This window comes from Streptomyces neyagawaensis, assembly GCF_023516595.1.
GTDB classification, from domain to species: domain Bacteria; phylum Actinomycetota; class Actinomycetes; order Streptomycetales; family Streptomycetaceae; genus Streptomyces; species Streptomyces neyagawaensis.
Map to the genome: position 1 here is coordinate 34,122 of NZ_JAMGBG010000074.1, position 24,860 is coordinate 58,981.

21 protein-coding genes and 1 pseudogene are annotated in these 24,860 nt (G+C 70.2%); 13 read left to right on the forward strand and 9 right to left on the reverse strand.

All coding sequences use genetic code 11. From position 1 onward, the window contains the following. The first annotated feature begins 165 nt into the window (after positions 1-165). From M8J73_RS28090 to M8J73_RS28110, 5 genes are all read left to right on the forward strand, one after another. The gene (locus M8J73_RS28090) at positions 166-1,182 is read left to right on the forward strand and encodes a LacI family DNA-binding transcriptional regulator (RefSeq protein ID WP_240501628.1); all 1,017 of its coding nucleotides are present in this window, start codon (positions 166-168) and stop codon (positions 1,180-1,182) included. A 109-nt stretch (positions 1,183-1,291) separates the two neighbouring features. Further along, complete coding sequence (locus M8J73_RS28095; RefSeq protein ID WP_055541705.1) at positions 1,292-4,258, forward strand: glycoside hydrolase family 2 TIM barrel-domain containing protein; 2,967 nt, start codon at positions 1,292-1,294, stop codon at positions 4,256-4,258. A gap of 67 nt (positions 4,259-4,325) precedes the next feature. Further along, positions 4,326-5,636 (forward strand): ABC transporter substrate-binding protein, encoded by a 1,311-nt coding sequence (locus M8J73_RS28100; protein ID WP_055541704.1) that lies wholly within the window; start codon positions 4,326-4,328, stop codon positions 5,634-5,636. Positions 5,637-5,734: 98 nt separating this feature from the next. Next, positions 5,735-6,715, forward strand: a complete 981-nt coding sequence (locus tag M8J73_RS28105; protein WP_055541703.1) for a carbohydrate ABC transporter permease — start codon at positions 5,735-5,737, stop codon at positions 6,713-6,715. Then, entirely contained in the window at positions 6,712-7,599 is an 888-nt protein-coding gene (locus M8J73_RS28110) for a carbohydrate ABC transporter permease (protein WP_055541702.1), read from the forward strand. The genes M8J73_RS28105 and M8J73_RS28110 overlap by 4 nt, the downstream gene beginning before the upstream one ends. A 145-nt stretch (positions 7,600-7,744) precedes the next feature. Here the strand turns inward: M8J73_RS28110 and M8J73_RS28115 are convergent, their stop codons facing one another. Next, positions 7,745-8,830, reverse strand: a complete 1,086-nt coding sequence (locus tag M8J73_RS28115) for an LLM class flavin-dependent oxidoreductase (RefSeq protein ID WP_249829242.1) — start codon at positions 8,828-8,830, stop codon at positions 7,745-7,747. Positions 8,831-8,970: 140 nt separating this feature from the next. Between M8J73_RS28115 and M8J73_RS28120 the strand changes: the two genes are divergently transcribed. Then, complete coding sequence (locus M8J73_RS28120) at positions 8,971-9,828, forward strand: helix-turn-helix transcriptional regulator (RefSeq protein ID WP_249829236.1); 858 nt, start codon at positions 8,971-8,973, stop codon at positions 9,826-9,828. On the opposite strand, the gene M8J73_RS28125 is transcribed toward M8J73_RS28120, so the two are convergent. Continuing rightward, positions 9,829-10,038, reverse strand: a complete 210-nt coding sequence (locus M8J73_RS28125) for a hypothetical protein (RefSeq protein ID WP_055540237.1) — start codon at positions 10,036-10,038, stop codon at positions 9,829-9,831. Then, entirely contained in the window at positions 10,038-10,814 is a 777-nt protein-coding gene (locus M8J73_RS28130; protein ID WP_055540238.1) for an SDR family NAD(P)-dependent oxidoreductase, read from the reverse strand. The genes M8J73_RS28125 and M8J73_RS28130 overlap by 1 nt, the downstream gene beginning before the upstream one ends. 103 nt (positions 10,815-10,917) lie before the next feature. Between M8J73_RS28130 and M8J73_RS28135 the strand changes: the two genes are divergently transcribed. Further along, positions 10,918-11,355 (forward strand): ester cyclase, encoded by a 438-nt coding sequence (locus M8J73_RS28135; RefSeq protein WP_055540244.1) that lies wholly within the window; start codon positions 10,918-10,920, stop codon positions 11,353-11,355. 60 nt (positions 11,356-11,415) lie between these two features. Here M8J73_RS28135 and M8J73_RS28140 read toward each other — a convergent pair. Next, a pseudogene (locus tag M8J73_RS28140) lies at positions 11,416-11,563 on the reverse strand (alpha/beta hydrolase); the annotation flags it as partial. Between M8J73_RS28140 and M8J73_RS44945 the strand changes: the two are divergent. Next, positions 11,517-11,645 (forward strand): hypothetical protein, encoded by a 129-nt coding sequence (locus tag M8J73_RS44945; RefSeq protein WP_274757653.1) that lies wholly within the window; start codon positions 11,517-11,519, stop codon positions 11,643-11,645. The pseudogene M8J73_RS28140 and the gene M8J73_RS44945 overlap by 47 nt on opposite strands. 55 nt (positions 11,646-11,700) lie before the next feature. Here M8J73_RS44945 and M8J73_RS28145 read toward each other — a convergent pair whose 3' ends face one another. After that, positions 11,701-12,894, reverse strand: a complete 1,194-nt coding sequence (locus tag M8J73_RS28145) for an RtcB family protein (protein WP_055540239.1) — start codon at positions 12,892-12,894, stop codon at positions 11,701-11,703. A 215-nt stretch (positions 12,895-13,109) separates the two neighbouring features. Here M8J73_RS28145 and M8J73_RS28150 point away from each other — a divergent pair, with 215 nt between their 5' ends. From M8J73_RS28150 to M8J73_RS28160, 3 genes are all read left to right on the forward strand, one after another. After that, a complete protein-coding gene (locus tag M8J73_RS28150; RefSeq protein WP_055540240.1) occupies positions 13,110-14,009 on the forward strand; it encodes a hypothetical protein in 900 nt (299 codons plus the stop codon). A 142-nt stretch (positions 14,010-14,151) separates the two neighbouring features. Next, positions 14,152-15,129, forward strand: coding sequence for a hypothetical protein (locus M8J73_RS28155; RefSeq protein ID WP_240501474.1), 978 nt, complete (start codon positions 14,152-14,154; stop codon positions 15,127-15,129). Between the two features lie 241 nt (positions 15,130-15,370). Continuing rightward, the gene (locus M8J73_RS28160) at positions 15,371-16,747 is read left to right on the forward strand and encodes a DUF2637 domain-containing protein (protein ID WP_055540242.1); all 1,377 of its coding nucleotides are present in this window, start codon (positions 15,371-15,373) and stop codon (positions 16,745-16,747) included. Positions 16,748-16,832: 85 nt separating this feature from the next. Here the strand turns inward: M8J73_RS28160 and lysS are convergent, their stop codons facing one another. Further along, positions 16,833-18,578 (reverse strand): lysine--tRNA ligase, encoded by a 1,746-nt coding sequence (gene lysS, locus M8J73_RS28165; protein ID WP_055540243.1) that lies wholly within the window; start codon positions 18,576-18,578, stop codon positions 16,833-16,835. Positions 18,579-18,985: 407 nt separating this feature from the next. On the opposite strand from lysS, the gene argS reads away from it, so the two are divergent. Continuing rightward, positions 18,986-20,773 (forward strand): arginine--tRNA ligase, encoded by a 1,788-nt coding sequence (argS, locus tag M8J73_RS28170; RefSeq protein ID WP_055541401.1) that lies wholly within the window; start codon positions 18,986-18,988, stop codon positions 20,771-20,773. 66 nt (positions 20,774-20,839) lie between these two features. Here the strand turns inward: argS and M8J73_RS28175 are convergent, their stop codons facing one another. Further along, positions 20,840-21,553, reverse strand: a complete 714-nt coding sequence (locus M8J73_RS28175; RefSeq protein WP_055541402.1) for a hypothetical protein — start codon at positions 21,551-21,553, stop codon at positions 20,840-20,842. A 59-nt stretch (positions 21,554-21,612) separates the two neighbouring features. After that, a complete protein-coding gene (locus tag M8J73_RS28180; protein WP_055541403.1) occupies positions 21,613-22,320 on the reverse strand; it encodes a hypothetical protein in 708 nt (235 codons plus the stop codon). Between the two features lie 196 nt (positions 22,321-22,516). Between M8J73_RS28180 and M8J73_RS28185 the strand changes: the two genes are divergently transcribed. Beyond that, positions 22,517-23,347, forward strand: coding sequence for a DUF4253 domain-containing protein (locus M8J73_RS28185; protein ID WP_055541404.1), 831 nt, complete (start codon positions 22,517-22,519; stop codon positions 23,345-23,347). A gap of 127 nt (positions 23,348-23,474) precedes the next feature. Here M8J73_RS28185 and M8J73_RS28190 read toward each other — a convergent pair whose 3' ends face one another. Next, complete coding sequence (locus M8J73_RS28190; protein ID WP_372504030.1) at positions 23,475-24,755, reverse strand: aminotransferase-like domain-containing protein; 1,281 nt, start codon at positions 24,753-24,755, stop codon at positions 23,475-23,477. Between the last annotated feature and the right edge of the window lie 105 nt (positions 24,756-24,860).

The following is a 24,860-nucleotide window of genomic DNA, read 5'->3' on the forward strand; positions in this document are numbered from 1 at the left end:
GTCAACGGTTCCGTCGTCCTTCCGATGGCGAACGGGGTGCGACGTGCCCCCTTCTCAGCGTGTGCGCGTAACCGCTGGATCACGACAATCTGTCCAAAGTCTTGCCCTGTTACGACTGCCGACCTACGCTGTCGCCACTTTCGTGGATCGATACATGTTCTGGGGGTGCGGCTCGTGGTGACGATGGCCGAGGTGGCCGCTCGGGCTGGAGTCGCCAAGCAGACCGTCTCCAACGTGGTGTCCGGCAAGAAGGTGCGGCCGGAGACCCTGGCGAAGGTGAACACGGCGATCGAGGAACTCGGCTACAAGCCGAACCTGGTGGCGCGCTCGCTGAGAACCGGCAGCACGTCGACGGTGGGCCTGTTCGTGCCCCGGGTGGCCAACCCGTTCTATTCGGAAGTGGTCGAGGAAGTCGAGAACGTGCTGGTCGGCCATGGGTACAACCTGCTGCTGGCCACGACCCGCGACGACCCCGACTACACCCGGGCCCATCTGGAGAACCTCGCCGCGCGCTCGGTGGACGCACTGCTGGTCGCCGGGGACAACGGCGTCGAACAGCAGTTGCCGATGCTCGTCGAGGCCGCCTTCCCGGTCGCGCTGTGCGCCTGGGAGGGAGACGCGCCCACCACGCTGCCGGTGGTGTCCATCGACTACGAGCACGCCGGGTTCCTGGCCGGGCGCTATCTGAGGGATCTCGGCCACCGGAACGTCGCGGTGATCGCCGACCTCCCCGCGCACTCGCCGCGCGTCCGCGGATTGCGCCGGGCGTTCGCCGACGACGGGCTGACCATCGACGACCGCCAGGTCTTCGCCTGCACCAGGGACGACGCCGCCGGCGGGTTCGCCGCGGGCTGTGCGGCGCTGGAGGCGGATCCGGGACTGACGGCGATCTTCGCCACCCACGACGTCCTGGCCGTCGGTGCCATCGAGGCGGTCGTCCGGTCCGGGCGGCAGGTCCCCAGCGACGTCAGCATCGTCGGCTTCGACGACATCTCCCAGGTCGGACAGATCCAGCCCGCGCTGACCACGGTCACCTTCCCGAAGAGGGAGATGGCCCAGCAGGCCGTCGAGCTGCTGCTGCGCGCCGTCGACTCCGGTCGGCCGCCGACCAACGTACTGACGCTGCTGCGCCCCACCCTGACCGTCCGGGACAGCAGCGCCCCGCCCCGGGAGACCGGATAGCACCGGGCTCCGCTCGCCCTGCGCGCCGCCCCCCGTGGGTCGAGGGCACGGTCCTGCCTGCCTGCTTCCCGTCACCGCCACGAGCCCCGACACAGAAAGCCCGCCACTGATGACAGATCTCGACCCCCACGCCTACGTCGAAGACCGGTCGCCGGGCACCGGACGGCTGCGGCCGCGCGCCGCGTTCGCCACCGACCTGCCCACGATCGCGCTCGACGGCGACTGGAGATTCCGACTGGCGTCAGGGCTGGACGACCTCACCGGGGACTTCGCCGCGCCGGAGTTCGACGACGGCGCCTGGGACCTGCTCGCCGTGCCGTCCTGCTGGCAGATGGCCGGCCTGCCCGGCGAGCCGCGCTACGGTGCCCCGGCCTACACCAACATCCTGTACCCGTTCCCGGTCGACCCGCCGCGGGTACCCCGGCAGAACCCGACCGGCGAGTACCGCCGTGAGTTCGACGTTCCGGACGGGTTCCCGGCATCGGCCGCGGTGCTCCGGTTCGAGGGCGTCGACTCGGCGTTCGCGGTGTGGCTCAACGGGATCCGCCTCGGCGACGGCAAGGGCAGCCGGCTGACCACCGAGTTCGATGTCTCCACCGCCCTGCGGCCCGGCCGGAACATACTCGCGGTCCGTGTGCACCAGTGGTCGTCCGGCAGTTACCTGGAGGACCAGGACATGTGGTGGCTGTCCGGGATCTTCCGGTCGGTGACCGTGGCCGCCCGCGGTGTCGAGGACTTCTTCGTCCACGCCGCCTACGACCACACGACGCGGCAGGGCACCCTGGCCGTCGACGTCACCGCCCCCACCCGGGTGTCCCTTTCGGTGCCCGAACTCGGCATATCCGGCGCCGATCCGGCCGGCCCGCACGTGATCGACGGCATCGAGCCCTGGTCGGACGAGCAGCCGCGCCTGTACACGGGGGAACTGCTCTCCGAAGCCGGGGAGCGGATACCGCTGCGCATCGGCTTCCGCACCGTGGCCGTCGTGGACGGTGTCCTGACCGCGAACGGCAGGCCGATCTCGCTGCGGGGCGTCAACCGCCACGAATGGCATCCGCTGACGGGGCGGACCCTGACCGAGGACACCATGCTGACCGACGTGCTGCTCATGAAGCAGCACAACATCAACGCGGTGCGCACCAGCCACTACCCGCCCGACCACCGCTTCCTGGACCTGTGCGACGAGCACGGCCTGTGGGTGTTCTGCGAGGGCGACCTCGAGACGCACGGCTTCGAACCCGGCGGCTGGCGCCGCAACCCCAGCGACGACCCCGCGTGGCGCGAGGCCTACCTGGACCGGGCCGAGCGGCTGGTGGAACGCGACAAGAACCACCCCTCGGTCATCGTCTGGTCGCTGGGGAACGAGTCCGGCACCGGGGCCAACCTGGCCGCCTCGGCCGCCTGGATCCGGCAGCGCGACGACAGCCGCCCGATCCACTACGAGGGCGACTTCGCGAGCTGCGCGTACGTCGACCTGTACTCCCGCATGTACATCGACGTGGACGAGCTGGCCGCCGTGGGACGCGGCCAGGAGGCACCGACGGCTGATCCGGCCGACGACGCGCACCGCCGCGCCCTGCCGGCCGTGCTGTGCGAGTACGGACACGCCATGGGCACCGGCCCCGGCGGGCTGTCCGAGTACCAGCAGGTCATCGAGGCACATCCGCGTCTGGCCGGCGGATTCGTCTGGGAGTGGATCGACCACGGGATCGCCCGGCTCACCGGGCAGGAGGACCCCCACTCGTTCTACGCCTACGGCGGTGACTTCGGCGAGGAGGTCCACGACGGCAATTTCGTCGCCGACGGGCTGCTCTTCCCCGACCGCACACCGTCGCCGGGCCTGGTCGAGTACAAGAAGGTCATCGAACCGGTCCGGATCCGCGTCGACCCGGCGACCCGGCAGATCGGCGTGCACAACCTGCACCACGTCCGCGACAGCGGCTACCTGGACTTCCGGTGGACCGTCGAGGACGGCGGCGAGCCGGTGGGCTCCGGCGACCTGACCGTGCCCGCGACCGCTCCGGGTACGACGACGACGGTCGCGTGGCCCGCCGATGTCACCGCCGCGCTCGACGCGGCCCGTAAGAACGACTCCGGCCACGAGGTGTGGCTGACCGTGACCGCGGTGCTCGCCGCCGACGAGACCTGGGCGGGGGCGGGCCACGAGATCGCCTGGTCCCAGGGGCTGGTCGTGGCTCCGGCCGCCTCGCCCGTGCCCTTCACCCCGGCGCCGGCGACCGTCCACGACGGCTACATCGCACTGGGTCCCGCGCGGTTCGACGCCCGCAGCGGGGTGCTGACACGGCTCGGCGACCTGGAGCTCGACGGTCCGCGACTGGACGTCTGGCGGGCCCCGATCGACAACGACCTGCTCAGCGCCTTCGGTGAGCCGCAGTCCGACGCCTGGTTCGCCGCCGGACTGCACCGGATGCGACACGACGTCCTGGCTGTCGAACCCGACGCGTCGGGCCTCACGGTCACCGCCCGGCTGGCCGCCGCCGGGTCCTCCTGCGGGCTCGGCGTGGTGTACCGCTGGACGGCCTGCGCGACACCGCATGCGGGCCAGGACCGGCTCCGGCTGGACACCGTCGTCACCCCCGACGGCCCGTGGTCGGTGCCGCTGCCCCGACTGGGCGTCGCGCTGTCGCTGCCCGGCACCGACGCCGACGTCGAGTGGTTCGGTCCCGGCCCCGGTGAGGCGTACCGCGACTCCCGCGCCGCGGCTCGCGTCGGCCGCCACCGGTCGACCGTCTCCGCGATGCAGGTCCCCCAGATCCGCCCGCAGGAGAACGGCAACCGCCACCAAGTCCGCCGCGCCGGGATCACCACCCCGGGCGGCACCCTGCTCATCACCGGCGACCCGGTCATCGATCTGACCGTCCGTCCCTGGAGCACCGAAGCCCTGGCCGCCGCGGCCCACCAGCACGACCTGGTCCGCGACGGCCGACTCCATCTGCACCTCGACCACGCGCACCACGGTCTGGGCAGCGCGGCCTGCGGCCCGGGACCGTCGGCACCGGACGTCCTGGCCGCGGTCACCACCACGTTCGGCATCGAGTTCAGCACCGGCCGATAGGCGGGCCTTGCCCGCCCGCCCATCGGCCATCCAGCAAGTCAGCCCCCGTCACAGAAGGTTCCCTCGCATGGACAACACCACCATACGCACCCGCAGACTCCTGACGTTCGCCACCGCGGCACTCCTCGTGGCAGGGGTCAGCGCGTGCGGCAGCACCGACAGCTCCTCCGACACCGGCGACAAGAGCCAGAGCGGGCCGGTGAAGATGGAGTTCTGGGGCTGGGCCGGCTACGAGAAGATCGTCGACCAGTGGAACGCCTCCCACCCGAACACCAAGATCACCTTCAAGAAGATCCCGTCGGGCCCCAAGGGCGGCTACACCCAGATCAGCAACGCGCTCACCGCCGGCAAGGGCCCGTGCCTGGCCCAGATCGAGTACCAGAACATCCCGTCGATGCTCGTGAAGAACTCGGTCATGGACATCACGCAGTACGCGAGCGACGGCATGGACAAGTACGTCCCGTCGGCCGTCTCCGCCTCCAGCGTCGGCGGCAAGATCTACGGGGTTCCGGTGGACGTCGGCCCGATGGTCCTCTTCTACCGCAAGGACCTGTTCGCCAAGTACGACATCAGCAAGCCCCCGGCCACCTGGGCCGAGTACAAGGCCGACGCCGAGAAGGTCACCGCCGCCGACTCCGGGGTGAAGTTCGGCACCATGCTCGGCGACGCCAACGGTCTGGCGTCCTTCACCCTGCAGACCGGTCAGTCCTGGTACTCGACCAAGGGCGACAGCTGGACCGTCAGCATCGACAACCCCGGCACCCGCAAGGTCGCCTCCTACTGGCAGGACCTGAAGGACAAGGGTCTGGTGGCGAAGACCGGCAATGCCTGGGACCCGCAGTTCAACAAGGCCTCCGAAGCCGGCAAGGTGCTGACGTTCGTCGGCGCGGCCTGGGCCGCCGGCGGTCTGAAGTCGGACCTGCAGAACCTGTCCGGCAAGTGGAGGGTCGCCCCGATGCCGACCTGGGAGGCAGGCGACGGCAAGAGCGCCAGCAGCGGCGGCTCGGCCACCTCGGTGATGACCGGGTGCAAGACGCCCCGCGAAGCAGTGCAGTTCGCCGATTTCCTCTCCAGCGACCCGAAGGCCGTGAAGACGGGCATCGAAACCGGGCTGTACCCCGCCTCGAAGGCCGGACAGGACGACCCGTCGCTCACGGGGGGTGACCCGTACTTCGGCGGCCAGAAGGTCGGTGACGTGTACAAGGCCTCCGCCGCGCAGGTGCCCAGCACCTGGACCAACGGCCCGACCTTCCAGCAGGTCGAGACGGACTTCACCGGTGCCATCGGTAAGGGCACCCTGCCCGACGCGGTCACCAAGGTCCAGGCCTCGACGGTCGCCGCGATCAAGAAGCTCGGACTGTCGGTGACCAACGGCTGAGGCGGCGGGCCCTGCCGCCTCAAGGGGTTCCCGCGGCCGCCCGCTCCCGGCGCCGCGGGGACCCGCTCCCTGACGACGAACCGCCCAGCGAGGTTTCCATGAGCAGTCCCAGCAGCACCCGGACCGCGTCACCGCCGCGGCCGGTGCCCGCGGTCACCCCCCGTGTCTCCCCCGCCGGTCGGCCTCGGCGCACCGGCCGCCGTGCCGCGTTGACCGCGTCGGGTTTCCTGGCGCCGTTCGCGGTGCTCTTCCTGACCATGATGGTCGCGCCGATCTGTTACGCGATCTACCAGAGCTTCTTCACCGTCCGCCGCGCGGGGCTGTTCGGCGGTGCGCGGTCCACGGAGTTCGCCGGACTGTCCAACTACGCCGACGCCTTTCGCGACCACGACTTCATCGCGTCGATCGTCCGGGTCGTGCTCCTTGGCTGCGTCCAGGTCCCGGTCATGCTCGGCCTCGCCCTGCTGCTCGCGCTCCTCCTTGACTCCCGCTCGGCCCGGCTGCGGAAGACCTACCGGCTCACGTTCTTCCTGCCCTACGCGCTGCCGGGTGCGATCGCCGCGGTGATGTGGTCCTTCCTCCTGGTGAAAGACCTCTCGCCGTTCACCGGACCGCTGTCCCACCTCGGGATCCACACCGACTTCCTGTCGCCGTCGTGGGTTCCGGTCTCGATCGGCAACATGATCACGTGGGGCTGGACCGGCTACAACATGCTGATCATCTACTCCGCGCTGCAGACGATCCCGGCCGAGGTGACGGAGGCCGCCGCGCTCGACGGCTGCACCGGATGGCGCCTGGCGTGGGCGGTGAAGATCCCGCTGGTACGTCCCGCGCTGGTGCTGACCACGGTCTTCTCCATCATCGGAACGGCACAGATGTACACCGAGCCGGCGGTGCTGGTCGGCGCGCGCATCCCGGGCGTCGACCCGAAGTTCACCCCGATCATGAACACGACCCTGGGCATGGACGTGGGCGGCCAGAACCTGGCCGCCGCCGAGTCCGTCGTGCTCGCGCTCATCACCCTCGTGCTCTCGTTCGGATTCCTCAAGTACAACCAGCGCAAGGGAGCGATGGCGTGAGCGTGATCCGTGCCGACCGGCCGATCCGACCGACCCGACCGGCCCTTCGCGGCACCGACATCGCGAGCAAGGTCGTCGTCAACGGCGTGCTGGGCCTGATGGCCCTGTACACGCTGATCCCGCTGTGGTGGCTGTTCGTCTCCTCGACCAAGGCCTCGGGCTACCTCTACACCGGTACGCCGCTGTGGTTCTCCCACTTCGACCTGGTCACCAACATCAGAAACGTGTTCACCTTCGAGGGCGGCATCTTCTCCACCTGGCTGGCCAACAGCGCGCTGTACAGCCTCGTCGGCGCCGCCGTCGGCACCCTGCTGTCCGCGATGGCCGGCTACGCGCTGTCCAAGTTCAGCTTCCGCGGCCGCGAAAGCGTGTTCAACGTCATCCTCGCCTCGGTCCTCATTCCGGCGCCGATGTTCGCCCTGCCGTTGTTCCTGCTCATGGCCAAGCTGGACATCACCAACTCCTACTGGTCGGTGCTGCTGCCCAGTTGTGTCAGCCCGTTCGGCGTCTACCTGTGCCGGATCTTCGCCGCGTCGTCCGTCCCGGACGAACTCCTGGAGGCCGCGCGGATCGACGGAGCGGGCGAACAGCGCACCTTCTTCCGGATCGCCCTGCCGCTGATGTCCCCGGCACTGGTGACCGTCTTCCTGTTCCAGTTCGTCGGCATCTGGAACAACTACCTGCTGCCCTCGCTCATGCTCAACACCCCCTCGCTCCAGCCCGTCACGGTGGGCCTGGTGCAGTGGCGCTCGGAGTTCGCCAACGGAGTGCCGCCGCTGCTGCCGATCACCGGTGCGTTCCTGTCGCTGATCCCCCTGCTCGTCGCCTTCGTCAGTCTCCAGCGGTTCTGGCGCAAGGGCCTCACCGCAGGATCCGTCAAGTAGCGCGCCACCGGTGTCATGGAGCGCCGTCGCGCTCGGCTGAGTACCGCACCCGCAGGACGCCCACGAGGGCCGGCCGGAGGTGACGCCCCGATGAGGTCGGGAGCTGTCGTCCTCCGCCGGCCCTTCGCGCTGTCTCAGCCCGTGCTCAGCCCGTGCTCACCCCGGCGGCGGCACGCAGGGAACCATGGGTGGGCGCGTCCGGGACGTCCGCCGGCCGGCCCTTCGCGAACTCCTCCCGCAGCACCGGCACGACCTCCTCCCCCAGCATGTCGATCTGCTCCAGCACCGTCTTCAGCGGCAGCCCGGCGTGGTCGACGAGGAACAACTGGCGCTGGTAGTCGCCCGCGTAGTCGCGGAAGGCCAGCGTCTTCTCGATCACCTGCTGCGGCGACCCCACGGTCAGCGGCGTCTCCTTGGCGAAGTCCTCCAGGGACGGCCCGTGGCCGTACACGGGCGCCACGTCGAAGTACGGACGGAACTCCCGTATCGCGTCCTGGGAGTTCTTCCGCATGAACACATGTCCGCCGAGCCCGACGATCGCCTGCTCGGGCGTGCCGTGCCCGTGGTGGGCGTACCGCTCCCGGTACAGCTCCACCATCCGCTGGGTGTGCTCGGCCGGCCAGAAGATGTTGTTGTGGAAGAAGCCGTCACCGTAGAACGCGGCCTGCTCGGCGATCTCGGGCGAGCGGATCGACCCGTGCCAGACGAACGGCGGTACCCCGTCCAGCGGCCGCGGCGTGGACGTGAAGCTCTGCAGCGGCGAGCGGAACTTGCCCGCCCAGTTCACGACGTCCTCGCGCCACAGCCGGTGCAGCAGCGCGTAGTTCTCGATGGCGAGGTTGATGCCCTGGCGGATGTCCTGCCCGAACCACGGGTAGACCGGCGCGGTGTTGCCGCGGCCCATCATCAGGTCCACCCGGCCGTCGGCCAGGTGCTGGAGCATCGCGAAGTCCTCGGCGATCTTCACCGGGTCGTTGGTGGTGATGAGGGTGGTCGCGGTGGAGAGGATCAGCCGCTCGGTGCGGGCGGCGATCCAGCCCAGCATGGTCGTGGGCGACGACGGCACGAAGGGCGGGTTGTGGTGCTCACCGGTGGCGAAGACGTCGAGTCCGACCTCCTCGGCCTTCAGCGCGATCTCGACCATCGCCTTGATGCGCTCGTGCTCGGTCGGCGTACGGCCCGTCGTGGGGTCCGGCGTCACATCACCGACGCTGAAGATCCCGAACTGCATCATCGTTGCCACCCTCTCAGGTTGTTTACGATTCAACCATAGCGCCAAACAGGTGCTCCCCTTCCACTATTCCGCCGGCACCCCTGACCGGCCTCCCCACGCCCCCGCAGAATGTCAGTCCCCGTCCCTACCCTCTCCCCATGGCCGCCCCACGCCGTGACACCCGAGGCATCGTGGACGCCGCGGAACTCTTCGCGCGCGTCCGCTTCCGCCGCCGCGAACCCGCCGCGCCGCTCCGGCCCTACCTGGAGCACTACTGGCTGATCGACTGGGACCTGCGCGAGCCGTACCTCTCGCAGGTCGTCCCGCACCCCTCGGTCAACATCGTCTTCCAGCGGTACGAGGGACAGGCCCCCTTCGCCGAGGTCTCCGGCGTCGGGCTCGGCCTCTTCACCCAGAAACTGGAGGGCAGGGGCCGGGTGTGCGGCATCCAGTTCCGGCCCGGCGGCTTCCGCCCCTTCGCCCCCGCCGCCCCCGTGTCCGACTGGACCGGCCGCCGCGTACGACACCCCGAGGTGTACCCGGACACCGACCCCGACACCGTCCTCGCCCCCGACGACGAGGACGCCCGCGTCGCCGCCCTGGACGCGTTCCTGCTGGGCCTCGACCCCCGCCCCGACCCCCAGGCGGAGCTCGCCATGACGCTCGTCGACCGCGTCCGCACCGACCGCGGCGTCCGCCGCGTCTCCGACTTCGCCCGCGCCGAGGGCCTCTCCGTACGGCTGCTGCAACGCCTGTTCGCCGCGTACGTCGGGGTCGGCCCCAAGTGGGTCATCCTCCGCTACCGCATCCACGAGGCCCTGGAACGCGCCGAGACCGAACGCGCGGTCGACTGGGCCGCCCTCGCCGCCGACCTCGGCTACGCGGACCAGGCCCACCTCGTGCGGGACTTCACGGCGACGGTGGGCGTCCCGCCGAGGGCGTACGCGGAGGCCGTGACCCCGTCCGTGAATCCGTCCGTGAACCCCGGACCCTCCGCACCGCCCGCGCCCGGCTGATCACTTGGCGTGCATGACCGCGTAGATCATCACGAACGCCACGAGGTGGATGCCGAAGAGGAAGTACGCCAGGTACCACCACACGTACCGCTCGTTCTTCTTCTCCTCGACGAGCCGACGCCGCTCGGAGTTGAGGCGCTGCTCGGAGTCAAGGCGCTGCTCGGAGCCGAGTCGCTGCTCGGCGTCGGAATCCCGCTGCTCGGCCGACATCACAGCTCCCGGTGGACCTTCGTGTTGGAGGCCTGGGCGCGGGGGCGCAGCACCAGCAGGTCGACGTTGACATGGCTGGGGCGGGTGACCGCCCAGGTGATCGTGTCGGCCACGTCGTCGGCGGTCAGCGGCTCCGCGACCCCCTCGTACACCCGCGCGGCCTTCGCCTCGTCACCGCCGAACCGGGTCAGGGCGAACTCCTCGGTCTTCACCATCCCCGGCGCGATCTCGATGACCCGCACCGGCGTCCCGACGATCTCCAGCCGCAGCGTCTCCGCGAGGACATGCGCGCCGTGCTTGGCGGCGACATAGCCCGCGCCGCCCTCGTACGTCCCGTGCCCCGCCGTCGACGACACCACGACGACCGTGCCGTCACCGCTCGCGGTCAGCGCGGGCAGCAGGGCCTGGGTGACATTGAGGGTGCCGATGACGTTCGTCTCGTACATCCGCCGCCAGTCGGCGGGGTCGCCGGTGGCCACCGGGTCGGCGCCGAGGGCGCCACCCGCGTTGTTCACCAGCACGCCGATCGTCCGGAAGGCCGTCGCGAACTCGTCCACGGCCGCCCGGTCCGTGACGTCCAGCGCGTACGCCGTCGCCTGGCCGCCCGACGCGTTGATCTCCTCCGCCAGCGCCTCGATCCGGTCCTTGCGGCGCGCCGTCAGCACGACGCGGTACCCCGCCGCGGCGAGCCCCCGGGCGGTGGCGGCGCCGATGCCGCTGCTCGCACCCGTGACGACGGCGATACGGGAGGCGGCGGACGGTGCGGCGGTAGCCATGAGTGCTCCTGGTGCGCGGCGACTGAGTTGCCCGGCCAGGATAGGCATGCGGTGGGACAATGAGATGAACGAGACGGGTGATCCCCTGTTCAGGAGGTGGATCATGGGACAGGCGCGCGAGGTCATGGACCAGCTCACCGAGGCCCTCACCACACATCAGGACCCGAAGACCATCGGCAACCTCTTCGCGGAGGACGCCGTCGCCCACACGCCGGACGGCGGGGAGATACGCGGCCGGGAGAACATCGCCGAGTACTGGCGCCAGATGACGGACGCCGTACCCGAGGGCCGCTACGAGCCGCTCAGCGCCTTCGAGGTCGGCGACACCGCGATCGACGAGGGCATCTACAGCGGCAGGAACACCGGCCCCCTGGCACTCCCCGACGGCACGACCCTGCCGGCGACCCACAAGGACATCACCCTGCACGGCGTGGACTTCGCGAAGGTGGAGAACGGCCAGATCACCAGCTACCGGCTGTACTTCGACCAGATGGAGTTCCTGGGCCAACTGGGCCTGCTGCCGGAGGAACTGAAGCAGTAGCAACCAGGACAGGACGAGGCTGCCCACCGGAAGAACCGAGCGCCACCGGAGGGTGGGTCCAAGCAGCAGCTCGCTCAGGGCTCCCGGCATGGTGATCACGCAGTCGTGCCCGGTCGGCAGTTCCCGTGTCCGTGCCGGGGGAGCCGTTGGGCTGTGCACCGGTGACGGGCCGTCGGACGACGCCTTCCGGCTCCGCGCCGACGCAGTTGGAGTCGAGCATCGCGCACCTGACGCACATCGGCGCCGCCCGCGCCGAGTACGACACCCGCCCTGGCTCCTCGCCCGCCTGACGCAGCACGGCGGGCGGGAGGCGGCGGTGCCGCACCGCCGCCTCCCGCCCCGTGGTCACCCCTTGACGCAGACGACCTGCTTCAGCTTCGCCACGACCTCGACCAGGTCCCGCTGCTGGTCGATGACCTGCTCGATCGGCTTGTAGGCGCCCGGGATCTCGTCGACGACGCCGGAGTCCTTGCGGCACTCCACGCCCCGCGTCTGCTCCTCCAGGTCCTTCGTCGTGAAGCGACGCTTCGCCGCGTTGCGGCTCATCCGCCGGCCCGCGCCGTGGGACGCGGAGTTGAACGCCTTCTCGTTCCCGAGGCCCTTCACGATGTAGGAACCGGTGCCCATCGACCCGGGAATGATCCCGTAGTCGCCGGAGCCGGCCCGGATCGCGCCCTTGCGGGTCACGAGGAGGTCCATGCCGTCGTAGCGCTCCTCGGCCACGTAGTTGTGGTGTGCGCTGATCTCGGGCTCGAAGGTGGGCTTCGCCTTCCTGAACTCCTTGCGGACGACGTCCTTGAGGAGCGCCATCATGATCGAGCGGTTGTACTTCGCGTACTCCTGCGCCCAGAACAGGTCGTTGCGGTAGGCCGCCATCTGCGGGGTGTCCGCGACGAAGACGGCGAGGTCGCGGTCGACCAGGCCCTGGTTGTGCGGCAGTTTCTGCGCCACGCCGATGTGGTGCTCCGCGAGCTCCTTGCCGATGTTGCGGGAGCCGGAGTGCAGCATGAGCCAGACAGAACCGGTCGAATCCGTGCAAATTTCGACAAAGTGATTCCCGCTACCCAGGGTTCCTATCTGCTTCTGTGCCCGCTCATGACGGAATTTGACCGCTTCCGCCACGCCGTCGAAACGCCCCCAGAAGCCGTCCCACCCCGCCGAGGCGAAGCCGTACAGCTGCCCCGGGTCGACGGGCTCGTCATGCATCCCCCGCCCCACCGGAATCGCCTGTTCGATCCGCGACCGCAGGCGGGAGAGGTCGCCCGGCAGGTCGTTGGCGGTCAGGGACGTCTTCACCGCGGACATGCCGCAGCCGATGTCCACGCCCACGGCCGCGGGGCACACCGCACCCTGCATCGCGATGACCGACCCGACCGTCGCCCCCTTCCCGTAGTGCACGTCCGGCATGACGGCCAGCCCCTTGATCCAGGGGAGGGTCGCGACATTGCGGAGCTGCTGGAGGGCGACGTCCTCCACCGACGCGGGGTCGGTCCACATCCGGATCGGCACCTTCGCGCCCGGTATCTCTACGTACGACATCTCAGCCTCATCCCCCAGCAATTCCTGCAAAAGTCTCAAAACGCAAAACCGGCGCCAAGGTCAACGAAAGGGATGCCGGACCGGCGTCCGCGGCAGTGCGTGCGATACACATGGTGCCCGGGGGTCACCCCCGGTCGGCAAGCGAAATACCCACAGACCACAGGACAGAACTGCGCAGGCGTCCTCCAGGGACCCCGTCGAGAGGAGCCCCCACGGTGCAGCGGAAGGCGTACGTACCCGGCATCGCCGTGCTCCTCGCGGCAGCGCTGACCGCGTGCACGGGATCGGGCGACGACGGCACCCCGGACGACCCACGCCCCGGCGAGGTCACCGCGTCCGCCTCGACCGCGCAGCCCGGCCGCTACGACACGCTCCCCGAAGCCTGCGGCTCCATCGACGACGACACCCTCGAAGCCCTCCTCCCCGGCCTGAAGCAACTCCCGGACGCGGAGCAGCGCGAGGAGGCGTACGAGGGACGGGCGACGCTCACCTACGACACGGACCGGAAGGCCGGCTGCCGCTGGAAGGTGGAGTCGCCGACCGCCACCGACTATCTGTTCGTCGACTTCGAGCGCGTGGTGTCGTTCAACGGCACGGTCAGCGACGACAGCAAGGCGCAGGAGGTGTACGGCGGCAAGGTGGCGGCCGCGGACCTCCCGGAGCCGTCGCCGAGCACGTCCGAGGGGGACGAGGGGAATGGCGGGGAGGGTGACGCCGGCTCGTCGGCGGCTCCGTCGCAGAGCGCTTCCCCTGCCGACTCCCCCAAGTCCTCCAAGTCCTCCAAGCCGTCCGACTCTTCCGGTTCATCCGACTCTTCCGGTTCCCCTAATTCATCCAGTTCTTCCGATGCGTCCGGTTCCGCTTCCGCGTCCGCCACTCCCGCCTCTCTTCAGCCCCGCACGCTCGACGGCCTCGGGGACGAGGCGTTCCTCGACGACGCGCTCGGGACGAGTCGGCAGCGCACGGTGACTGTGGTGTTCCGCACGTCGAATGTGCTCGTGACGGTCGAGTACGAGGAGCAGCCGGCGACGACGACGGATGTGCCGGACAGCGAGGAAATGCAGGACAAGGCCCGGAATCTGGCCGAGTTGCTCGCGGAGGCGTTCGACGAGTGAGCGGTTTCCGGGGGTGCGGCGGGCGGCCTGCCGAACCCCCTGATTCAGGACCGCGTTTCCTCCTCACCGCGTACCGTGGCCCCTCGGACCCGATCCGACCGCAGGAACCACGAGCGTGATGAACGTCATGAGTGAAGGAACCATGCAACGAGCCGCAGAGTCAGGTCATCGTCAGCAGCAGTCGCGTACCGCGCGGGGCACGGGCGTCGCTCGTGCCGGGCGTCCGGGGCGGGCACGGGTGCTCGTCGGCACCGCTGTCGTCCCGGTGATGCTGGTGGCGGTCGGCTGTTCGTCGGACTCCGGCTCCGGCGACGCGTCGGGGGACAAGCCGTCCGCGGGGGCGACCTCGACGCCGACGAAGTCGGCGACGCCCCAGGTGGTCGCGGCGGCGTACGCGGTGCTGCCGGACGCGTGCGAGGTGTTCACGTCGAAGTCGCTGAAGTCGCTGGTCCCGCAGGGCACGAAGTCGGGGAAGGCGATCAACACCGCCGAGGAGAACGTGACCGGCGACTGCCGCTGGACCAGCCTCGACAACAACGGTGTGGACGGTTCGCAGTACCGCTGGCTGAGTGTGTCGCTGCATCTGCTGGCGTCGGACGCGGCGAACGGTCCGGGCGAGGACCGGGCGCACGAGGCGTTCGAGTCGAAGGTGACCGCCGCGAAGGCGGTGAAGGGCGCGAAGAACGTCAAGACGGAGCCGGTGACGGGCACGGGCGACGAGGCGACGGCGGTGCGCTACGACCTGAAGAAGGACGGCGACACCTTCAAGCAGCAGACGATCGTCGTGCGCACGGAGAACGTGGTCGTCACCCTCGACTACAACGGCGCCGGTCTGGCCGGTGACAAGACCCCGGACCCGGCGGGGCTGCTGAAGTCGGCGAAGTCCGCGGCCAAGGAGGTCGTGGAGGCGGTCGAGGACGCGAACGACGGTGATGGCGGCAAGTCGTCCCCGTCGGCCGGCGCGTCGAAGTCGCCGTCCAAGTCCGCGTCGAAGTCGCCGTCGAAGGGCGCCACGAAGGCGGCGGGCTCGGGTTCCGGCTCGGATCTGGGCACAGGATCCGACTCGGGTTCCAAGACCTCGACGAGCGGCTCGTCGTCCACGCGGAAGACCTCGCGGTAGCGGACGCGCACGACCGTTCGGCAGCGGGTCGGTCGAGCCGGGCCGGCGTAGTGCCCAACTCGTAATGCGCGGCAGGTGACGCCCGCCCCCACCAGGGCTTTCGTCCGGGCCCGGTCCTCTCGTGGGCCGGGCCCGATGCGTACCGGCAACCCGTTTGCCGTACACATGTGCCACCCTGTTGCGCGCAACAACACGCAAGGGGAGGGGAGTACGGGTGGCCGCGCCAATGCAGCTGACTCGAATGCACCGCGTTCTCATCGGCGTGGTCGTGTTCGGCGCCGTCATCATCGCCGGGATCGGCTTCGCGGGTTCCTACGCGGCGGTGCGGGAACTGGCCGTCAAGAAGGGCTTCGGGAACTTCTCCTACGTCTTCCCGATCGGTATCGACGCGGGTATCTGTGTCCTGCTGGCCCTGGACCTGCTGCTGACCTGGATCCGCATCCCCTTCCCCCTGCTGCGTCAGACGGCGTGGCTGCTGACGGCGGCGACGATCGCGTTCAACGGCGCGGCGGCCTGGCCGGACCCGCTGGGTGTGGGCATGCACGCGGTGATCCCGATCCTGTTCGTGGTGTCGGTGGAGGCGGCGCGGCACGCGATCGGCCGTATCGCCGACATCACCGCCGACAAGCACATGGAGGGCGTGCGCCTCACGCGCTGGCTGCTCTCGCCCGTTCCCACGTTCCTTCTCTGGCGCCGGATGAAGCTGTGGGAGCTGCGCTCCTACGACCAGGTGATCAAGCTGGAGCAGGAACGTCTCGTCTATCAGGCCCGCCTGCGCTCCCGCTTCGGCCGGGCGTGGCGCCGCAAGGCCCCGGTGGAGTCCCTGATGCCGCTGCGCCTGGCCCGCTACGGCGTCCCCCTGGCGGACACGGCCCCGGCGGGCCTGGCGGCGGCGGGCATCGAGCCGGCGCTGCTGCCGCCGGCGCCGCAGGTCGAGGTCGACCTGGCCGCGGGGGACCGTGCCGCCGGTTCGGCCCGGGCGGGGGTGGCCGCGCCCGCCGCCGAGCAGCGCCGCCAGCTGGAGAGCGTCCCCGCCCCGCGGCAGCCGGAGCGCCCCGAGTACGAGCAGCGGGGGTACGCCGAGCAGGAACCGCCGCCCGAGGAGAGCCCCTGGCTGCACGCCCGCCACCCGCAGGAGGTCCCCTACCAGGGCGGCTACGACCCGTCGTACGACCCTGAGGAGGAGTACGAGCGGTGGTACGAGGAGCAGGACCCGGAGCAGTACCAGCGGGAGCAGTACCCGCCCGACCAGTACCAGGCTGAGCAGTACCAGGGGGAGCAGTACCCGGCCGAGCAGTACCAGCAGCAGCTGTTCGAGGGCCCCGAGGCCGAGCCGCAGGAGCCCTCGCCCGAGGAGACCGGCAGCTTCCCCATCCCGGCGGGTCCGGGCCGCACCCGTGAGCTGGGCGAGGGCGGCGGCACCCCGGAGCCGGACGAAGAGGCGTACTACCAGGTCTTCAAGCAGTCGATCAACGGCAGCTACCCGACGCCTCGGGAGTTCAGCGAGAACGTGGAGGCCGAGTTCAGTCTCTCCCTCGCCCCGGAGCAGTCCAAGCGCATGGTCACCCGCTTCACCAACCGCTACAACGCGGAGCTGGAGGAGGACCACATCGCGTAGGCGATGCCCGGCACGGACCGACGACACGGACGGAGGGGGCGCCCGGTGGTGATCACCGGGCGCCCCCTCCTCGTATGGGCGGGTGCTACTCGCCGAGCAGTGCCCGTACCCGGTCCTGGCCCACCGCGAGGAGCAGCGTGGGCAGGCGCGGGCCGGTGTCACGGCCGACGAGCAGGTGGTAGAGCAGCGCGAAGAACGACCGCTGGGCGGTCTTGATCTCCGGCGGCAGCTCCTTGGGCGTGGCGTCCGCGGAGAACCCGGCCTGGACCTTGGGCACGCCGTAGACGAGGTGGGTGAGCCCGTCGAGGGACCAGTGGTCGGCGAGTCCGTCGAGCAGCAGCCTGAGGGAGCCCTGCGCCTGCTCGTCGAGGGACTTCAGCAGCTCGGCGTCGGGTTCGTCGCGCACGATGGTCCGCTGGTCGGCGGGGACGTGCGTGTTGATCCAGGCCTCGGCCTTGTCGAGGCGGGGCCGTACGGCGTCGAGGGAGGACAGCGGGTCGGTGGGGTCGAGCTCGCTGAGGATGCGCAGGGTCTGGTCCTCGGCGCCCGCGGTGATGTCGGCGACGGACGCGAGGGTCCGGTACGGCATCGGGCGGGGCGTGCGGGGCAGCTCACCGGCGGCGGTGCGCACGGCACGGGAGTGGGCGGCCACGTCGGCCGGCAGCGCGGAGCCGTCGGCGACCTTGCCGTCGAGCTTGTCCCACTCGTCGTAGAGGCGCTGGATCTCCTGGTCGAAGGCGATCTTGAAGGACTGGTTGGGCCGGCGGCGGGCGTAGAGCCAGCGCAGGAGCTGCGGCTCCATGATCTTCAGCGCGTCGGCGGGGGTGGGCACGCCGCCCTTGGACGACGACATCTTGGCCATGCCGCTGATGCCGACGAAGGCGTACATGGGGCCGATGGGCTGCTTGCCGCCGAAGATCCCGACGATCTGCCCGCCGACCTGGAAGGACGAACCCGGCGACGAGTGGTCGACGCCGCTGGGCTCGAAGACGACGCCCTCGTACGCCCAGCGCATCGGCCAGTCGACCTTCCAGACGAGCTTGCCGCGGTTGAACTCGTTCAGCGCGACGGTCTCGGCGAAGCCGCAGGCGGTGCAGGTGTAGGACAGCTCGGTGGTGTCGTCGTCGTAGGCGGTGACGGTGGTGAGGTCCTTCTCGCACTGCCCGCAGAAGGGCTTGTACGGGAAGTACCCGGCGGAGCCGGAGCTGCCGTCGTCCTCGGCGGCGGCGCCGGAGCCCTCCGCGGCCTCCAGCTCGGCCTCGTCGACCGGCTTCTGGGACTGCGGCTTCTTGGCCGGGTCCTTCTTGGTGCGGTACTGGGCGAGGATCGCGTCGATGTCGCCGCGGTGCTTCATGGCGTGCAGGATCTGCTCGCGGTACGCGCCGGAGGTGTACTGCGCGGTCTGGCTGATCCCGTCGAACTCGACGCCCATCTCGGCGAGCGCGTCGACCATCGCGGCCTTGAAGTGCTCGGCCCAGTTGGGGTGGGCGGAGCCCTTGGGGGCCGGGACGGAGGTGAGGGGCTTGCCGATGTGCTCGGCCCAGCTGGCGTCGACGCCGTCGACACCGCCTGGGACCTTGCGGTAGCGGTCGTAGTCGTCCCAGGAGATCAGGTGCCGGACCTGGTGACCGCGCCGGCGGATCTCGTCGGCGACGAGGTGCGGCGTCATCACCTCGCGGAGGTTGCCCAGGTGGATGGGGCCGGACGGGGAGAGCCCGGACGCGACGACGACCGGTTTGCCCGGGGCCCGACGCTCCGACTCCTCGATGACCTCATCCGCGAAACGGGAGACCCAGTCGGTGGTCTCGGTGCTCTGAGCCACGATCGGCACGTCCTCTTTTTCTGAGTGTTCTCCGGGGCCGACCGGTACGGTCCCCGGCCGACGGGGCCCATTCTCCCAGCTCTGGCCATAACCACGAAACCGCGTTTCGAAGGGGGCCGGGCGCCTGATAGCTCGGGGGTGCGTGTTCGTTGGCGGGTGCGGGTGGTGTGTGGTTTCTCGCGCAGTTCCCCGCGCCCCTGAAAAGCACGGGCTGCGCCCGATGCTTTTCATATGAAGGGCGGGCTGCAGGCCCGTTCCCTTCAGGGGCGCGGGGAACTGCGCGAACAACCCCCCACCCTCCCGCACCCGCCAACGAACCCCCCGGCCCGAGCTATGACGCGCCAAAAACCCCTTTACCCCCCGTGGGATACTGAACGACATCCATCCGTACCCCGAGGAGAACGGCTCCCCATCTCATGGCTCCGGTCACGTCCCTCACCGCCTCCGTCCACCAGCGCCTCGCGACCGCCCTCTCGGCCACCCTGCCGGAGGCCCCCGCGGACCCGCTGCTGCGACGCAGCGACCGGGCGGACTTCCAGGCCAACGGCATCCTCGCCCTGGCGAAGAAGGCCAAGGCGAACCCGCGGGAGCTGGCGACGCAGGTCGTCGCGAAGGTCGAGTCGGGGGTGACGAGCGATCTGATCAAGGAGATCGAGGTCTCGGGCCCCGGCTTCCTCAACATCACCCTCACCGACGCGGCGATCACCCGTAACCTCGCGGAGCGCTACGCGGACGAGGTCCGGCTCGGCGTGCCGCTCGCGGAGCACCCCGGTACGACGGTCATCGACTACGCCCAGCCGAACGTGGCGAAGGAGATGCACGTCGGCCACCTCCGTTCCGCGGTGATCGGTGACGCGGTCGTCCAGATCCTGGAGTTCACCGGCGAGAACGTGGTCCGCAGGCACCACATCGGCGACTGGGGCACCCAGTTCGGCATGCTGATCCAGTATCTGCTGGAGCACCCGCACGAGCTGGACCACAAGGCGGACGGCGCGGACACGGCGGTCTCCGGCGAGGAGGCCATGTCGAACCTGAACCGCCTGTACAAGGCGTCGCGGGCGCTGTTCGACTCCGACGAGGAGTTCAAGACGCGGGCCCGGCGCCGGGTGGTCGACCTCCAGGCGGGCGAGCCGGAGACGCTCGCGCTGTGGCAGCGGTTCGTGGACGAGTCGAAGATCTACTTCTACTCGGTCTTCGAGAAGCTGGACATGGAGATCCGGGACCCGGACATCGTCGGCGAGTCGGGTTACAACGACATGCTGGACGAGACGTGCCGGCTGCTGGAGGAGTCGGGGGTCGCGGTCCGCTCCGAGGGCGCGCTCTGCGTCTTCTTCGACGACATCAAGGGCCCGGAGGGCAACCCGGTCCCGCTGATCGTGCAGAAGTCGGACGGCGGCTACGGCTACGCGGCGACCGACCTGTCCGCGATCCGCGACCGGGTCTTCAACCAGAAGGCGAACACGCTGCTGTACGTCGTGGACGCCCGGCAGTCGCTGCACTTCCGGATGGTCTTCGAGACGGCCCGCCGCGCGGGCTGGCTGAACGACGACGTGAAGGCGCACCAGCTGGCGTTCGGCACGGTCCTCGGCAAGGACGGCAAGCCGTTCAAGACCCGTGAGGGCGAGACGGTCCGGCTGGAGGACCTCCTCGACGAGGCGGTGCAGCGGGCGACGGCCGTGGTCCGGGAGAAGGCCGAGAAGGTGGGCCTGGCCGAGCAGGAGATCGTCGAGAACGGCCGGTACGTGGGCATCGGCGCGGTGAAGTACGCCGACCTGTCGACGTCCGCCGTCCGGGACTACAAGTTCGACCTGGACCAGATGGTGTCGCTGAACGGCGACACGTCGGTGTACCTGCAGTACGCGTACGCCCGTATCCAGTCGATCCTGCGGAAGGCGGGCGAGACCCGTCCGGCCGCGCACCCGGAGCTGGAACTGGCCCCGGCGGAGCGGGCGCTGGGTCTGCACCTGGACCAGTTCGGCGAGACGATCGCCGAGGTCGCGCAGGGGTACGAGCCGCACAAGCTGGCCGCGTACCTGTTCAAGCTGGCGACGCTGCTGACGACGTTCTACGACCAGTGCCAGGTGCTCTCCGCGGACAACGCGCCGGAGGTCGTGGAGAACCGTCTGTTCCTGGTCGACCTGACGGCCCGCACCCTCCACCGCGGCATGGCCCTGCTCGGCATCAGGACGCCCGAGCGTCTCTGAGCGCGCTACGCGTCACCCCGTCGCGCGGGGGCACCCCCACGTAGTGCCCCCGCGCGACGGTGTCGATCAGCGGTTCGCGAGCCGGGCGCTGAACTTCGCGCTGGTGCCGAGGGTGGTCTGCGTCTTCACGATCGGCGTGGTGCCGGCGGACTTGTAGAGCGGGGTGTACTTCCAGGTGGCGACACCCCACACACCGCTGCTGGTCCTGACGCTGTCGGCGGCTCCTCGCGTGACGGCGAAGGCGCCGTTGAGGTTGGTCAGGGAGCTCTTGAACTTCGGCGACTTGTAGCCGACGCCGGGGCGGTAGGTGTAGCTCAGGACCGACTTGTGGCTGATGACCGGGAGGTTGTAGATGCTCTCGGTGGCGGTGAAGGTCAGCGTCGTGTGGCGTCCGGCCTTGTCGCTCCTGGTGACGGCCCGGACGTCGCCGGTGAAACGGACGTCCTTGTTGTAGTCCTCCCAGTTGCGCTTGCTCGTGGTCACATAGCCGCCGAGCCCCGCGTCGAACGCCTTCTGGACGGCGGCGCTCTGCAGATAACCGACGAACTTCTGCTGCTTGGCCTGCGGCAGCCTGTCGAACGACTTCAGAAGCTTGGCGGAGGAACCCCCGCCCTTCTTCAGGAACGCCCGGTAGTCCTGGACGGTGAGCTTGGCCTTCGGTGCCTTCGGTGCCTGCGGCGCGGCCAGGGCGGTGCCCTGGGCGGCCACGCCGGTGAACAGCAGGGCACCGGCGGTGGCGGCGAGAACACCGGTACGGGTGGCGCGGGTGAGGGTGCGCATGGTGAGGATGCCTTTCGGGCGGAGGACGAGGAGGGGCCCGCGGAGCGGGGGCAGGTCGGTCAGCGCTTGCCGACCCAGGCGTTGAACTTCACGTTCACCGTGGAGGTGGTCTGCGGCAGGGCGAGCGTGGTGGTGCCGGCGGAGCGGTACAGCGGCTTGGCCTGCCACGCGGTGGTGGCCTGGATGTTGCGGCTGCTGACCTTGACGGCGTCCTTCTGCGGCGCGGTGATCGTGAAGGCCCCGTTGAGGTTGGTGACGGAGCGCTGGTACTTCGGCGACTTCACGGCGGTGCCGTAGTCGTACGACAGGACGGTCTTCTGGGTGATGACCGTGATGCCGTAGATCCGCTCGCTCGCGGTGAAGGTCAGCGTGATGTGCGACCCGCCCGGTGCGGCCTTGCGGACGCCCTTGACGTCGGCGACGAAGCGGACGTCCTTGTTGTAGGCCTCCTCGTTGTGGCCGCCGCGGTTGATGTAGCCGCCGGCCCGGACCTTGTACGCCTCCTGGACCTTCCGGTTCTGGAGGTAGTCGACGAACTTCTGCTGCTTGGCCTTGGGGAGCTTGTCGAACGCCTTGAGCACCTTGATGGAGGCGGCGCCCTCGTCGTTGTTCTTCAACCAGTCGCGGTACTTGGCGACGGTGAGCTTGCTCGCCTTGCCCTGCGGCGCGGCGACGGCCGTGCCCTGGGCTGCGACACCGGTGAACAGCAGGGCGCCGGCGGTGGCGGCGAGGACACCGGCGCGGGTGGCGGTGGCGAAGGTACGCATGGGTGAAGGGGGCCTTTCGAGACGGTGGTGAAGGTGCGACCACCGTAAATTCCGCGCGAGTTGGCCGAAATCGTCTCTTTGGGCATTGCCCTTTGGGACACGACGGGGCGGAAACAGGGCGGTGGCCCGCGAGGCTGCGGGGCCTTCCCGGGCGGCCCGGGGGCCCGTTGTCAGTGCCCGGCCCTACAGTCGCGGCATGGCGACACTTCCCAACCCGCTGCCCGGTCTCGCGGCGGACCCGACCGGCCGCTCCCTCGGGCTGGAACGGCCCCTTCCGCCCGGCCGGTTGATCGACACGACGGACGAGGGGCCGTGGCACGAACCGCTGCTGTGGTACGCGGACGAGCCGGCCGAGCCCGGCGCCTGGACGGCCGCGCAGCCCGCCCGCCGCACGGCCGGCCTCCTCCCGGTGCTACTGGACGTCGGGGACGGCCAGGGCGGCCCGGAGGAGTGGGAACTGATGCCGGGCGAGATGTCGTACCCCGGTGACCACGACCCCGAGGAGGTCCTGGCGGACCTCTGGGACACCGTCGCGCCGGACGACGACACGGCCGGGGACGAGGCGGGCGCCGAGGACTGGCCGGGTCTCGCGGACACCGCCGGCCCGGACGACGGCGGCCCCGACCCGGACGCCCTCGCCGCCGAGGTCGCCGACGCGCTCCTGGCCGGCCGTGCGCGGCTCAAGGAACCCCGCCTCGCCCTGGTCCCGGCCCGCCGCAGCGCCGACATCCCGGCGGCCATCGGCTGGGGCGGCCCGCTGAACCACGAGAGCGACGTGGCCCGCCTGTGCGCCGTCCTGCGCTCCTGGGAGGACCGCTTCGGCATACGTGTCGTCGCCCTCGGCTTCGACCACCTCGTCGTCTCGGTGGCCACCCCGCCCACCACGGAGACCGAGGCCCGTCACCTGGCCGCCGAGCACTTCGCCTTCTGCCCCGACAACATCTGGCAGGGCCCGAGCGACGCGACCCGCGACACGTACGCGAAGACGCTGATCGACGCCGACACATGGACGTTCTGGTGGGACTGAGGGGCCTGCAGCTGCGGGCCGGTGGGGGCTGATCGCGCAGTTCCCCGCTCCCCTGAAGGGGCGCGGGGAACTGCGCGAGAAACCACGAACCACCCGCACCCGCCAACGCACACGAACCCCCGAGCTACTAGGCCCCCAACCCCTCCCCCAACCTCCGCAACCCTTCCCAAATCTCCCCCGGCGCCTGCGTCACAAAGCACAACCGCATCGTCGAGCGATCAGGCTCCCCCGCATAGAACGGCGCCCCCGGCACATACGCCACGTCATGCTCGACCACCCGCGGCAGCAGTGCCGTCGTGTCGTACCCCGCGGGCAGCCGCGCCCAGAGGAACATGCCGCCCTCGGGCCGGTTCCAGACGGAGCCCTCCGGCAGCGCCCCCGCCAGCCCGGCGAGCATCGCGTCGCGGCGCTCACGGTAGGCCGCCGCGACGCGGCCCACGTGCGCGTCGAGGTCCCGGTCGGCCAGATACCGCGCCGCGGCGAGCTGGTTGACGGTCGGGGTGTGCAGGTCGGCCGCCTGCTTGGCGACCGCGCAGGCCCGCCGCAGCGCGGCCGGCGCCCGCAGCCAGCCCAGCCGCATGCCGGGCGCCATCACCTTGGAGAAGGAGCCCAGCAGCGCCGTACGGTCCTCGGCCCCCGCGCACGCGGCGATCCACGGCACCCGCTCCCCCTCGAAGCGGAGTTCGCCGTACGGGTCGTCCTCGACGATCCACAGCCCGAGCCGGGCGGCGACGGAGGCGACGGCCGCGCGCCGCTCGGTCGGCAGGGTGCGCCCGGTGGGGTTCTGGAAGGTGGGCACGGTGTAGAAGAGCTTGGGCCGGGTCCGCGTCACCAGCGCGGCCAGCGCGTCGGGGTCGACGCCGTCCGCGTCGCCGGGCACGGCCAGCACCCGTGCCCCCGCGAGCCGGAACGCCTGGAGCGCTGCCAGATAGCAGGGGTCCTCGACGAGGACGACGTCGCCCGGTTCGAGGAGCGCCGTGGCGAGCAGCGACAGCGCCTGCTGCGACCCGGTGGTGACGAGCATCCCGTCGGCGTCCGTCGGGAGCCCCCGGGCGCCGTACCGGGCGGCGAGCGCCTCGCGGAGCACTGGCTCGCCCTCGGTCGTCGCGTACTGCAACGCGCGCCCGGCCGATTCGGCGAGCACGTCCCGGTAGGCCGCCGCCATCCCCTCGGTGTCGAACAGCTCCGGGGCGGGCAGACCGCCCGCGAAGTTGACGACTTCGGGCCGTGAGGTGACGGCGAGGATGTCCCGTACGGGGGAACCCCCGACGGAGGTGACGCGCTCGGCGAGACCCGGCACGGGCGCCGCGGCGACCCCGTCCGACCCGGCGCGCACTTCGCCCGGAACGATCGAACCCCCGACAAATCCCACGTCGTTCATGGCCCGCACAGCGTCCACAGCACCCACCCCACACCCGTATGGCATATTCAGGGCGGCTCGGTCCCGCCCACGCCCTCACTCTAGAGAGATGCGTGCCCCTTACATTCACTGATTTCGCGATGCGGACGCTGC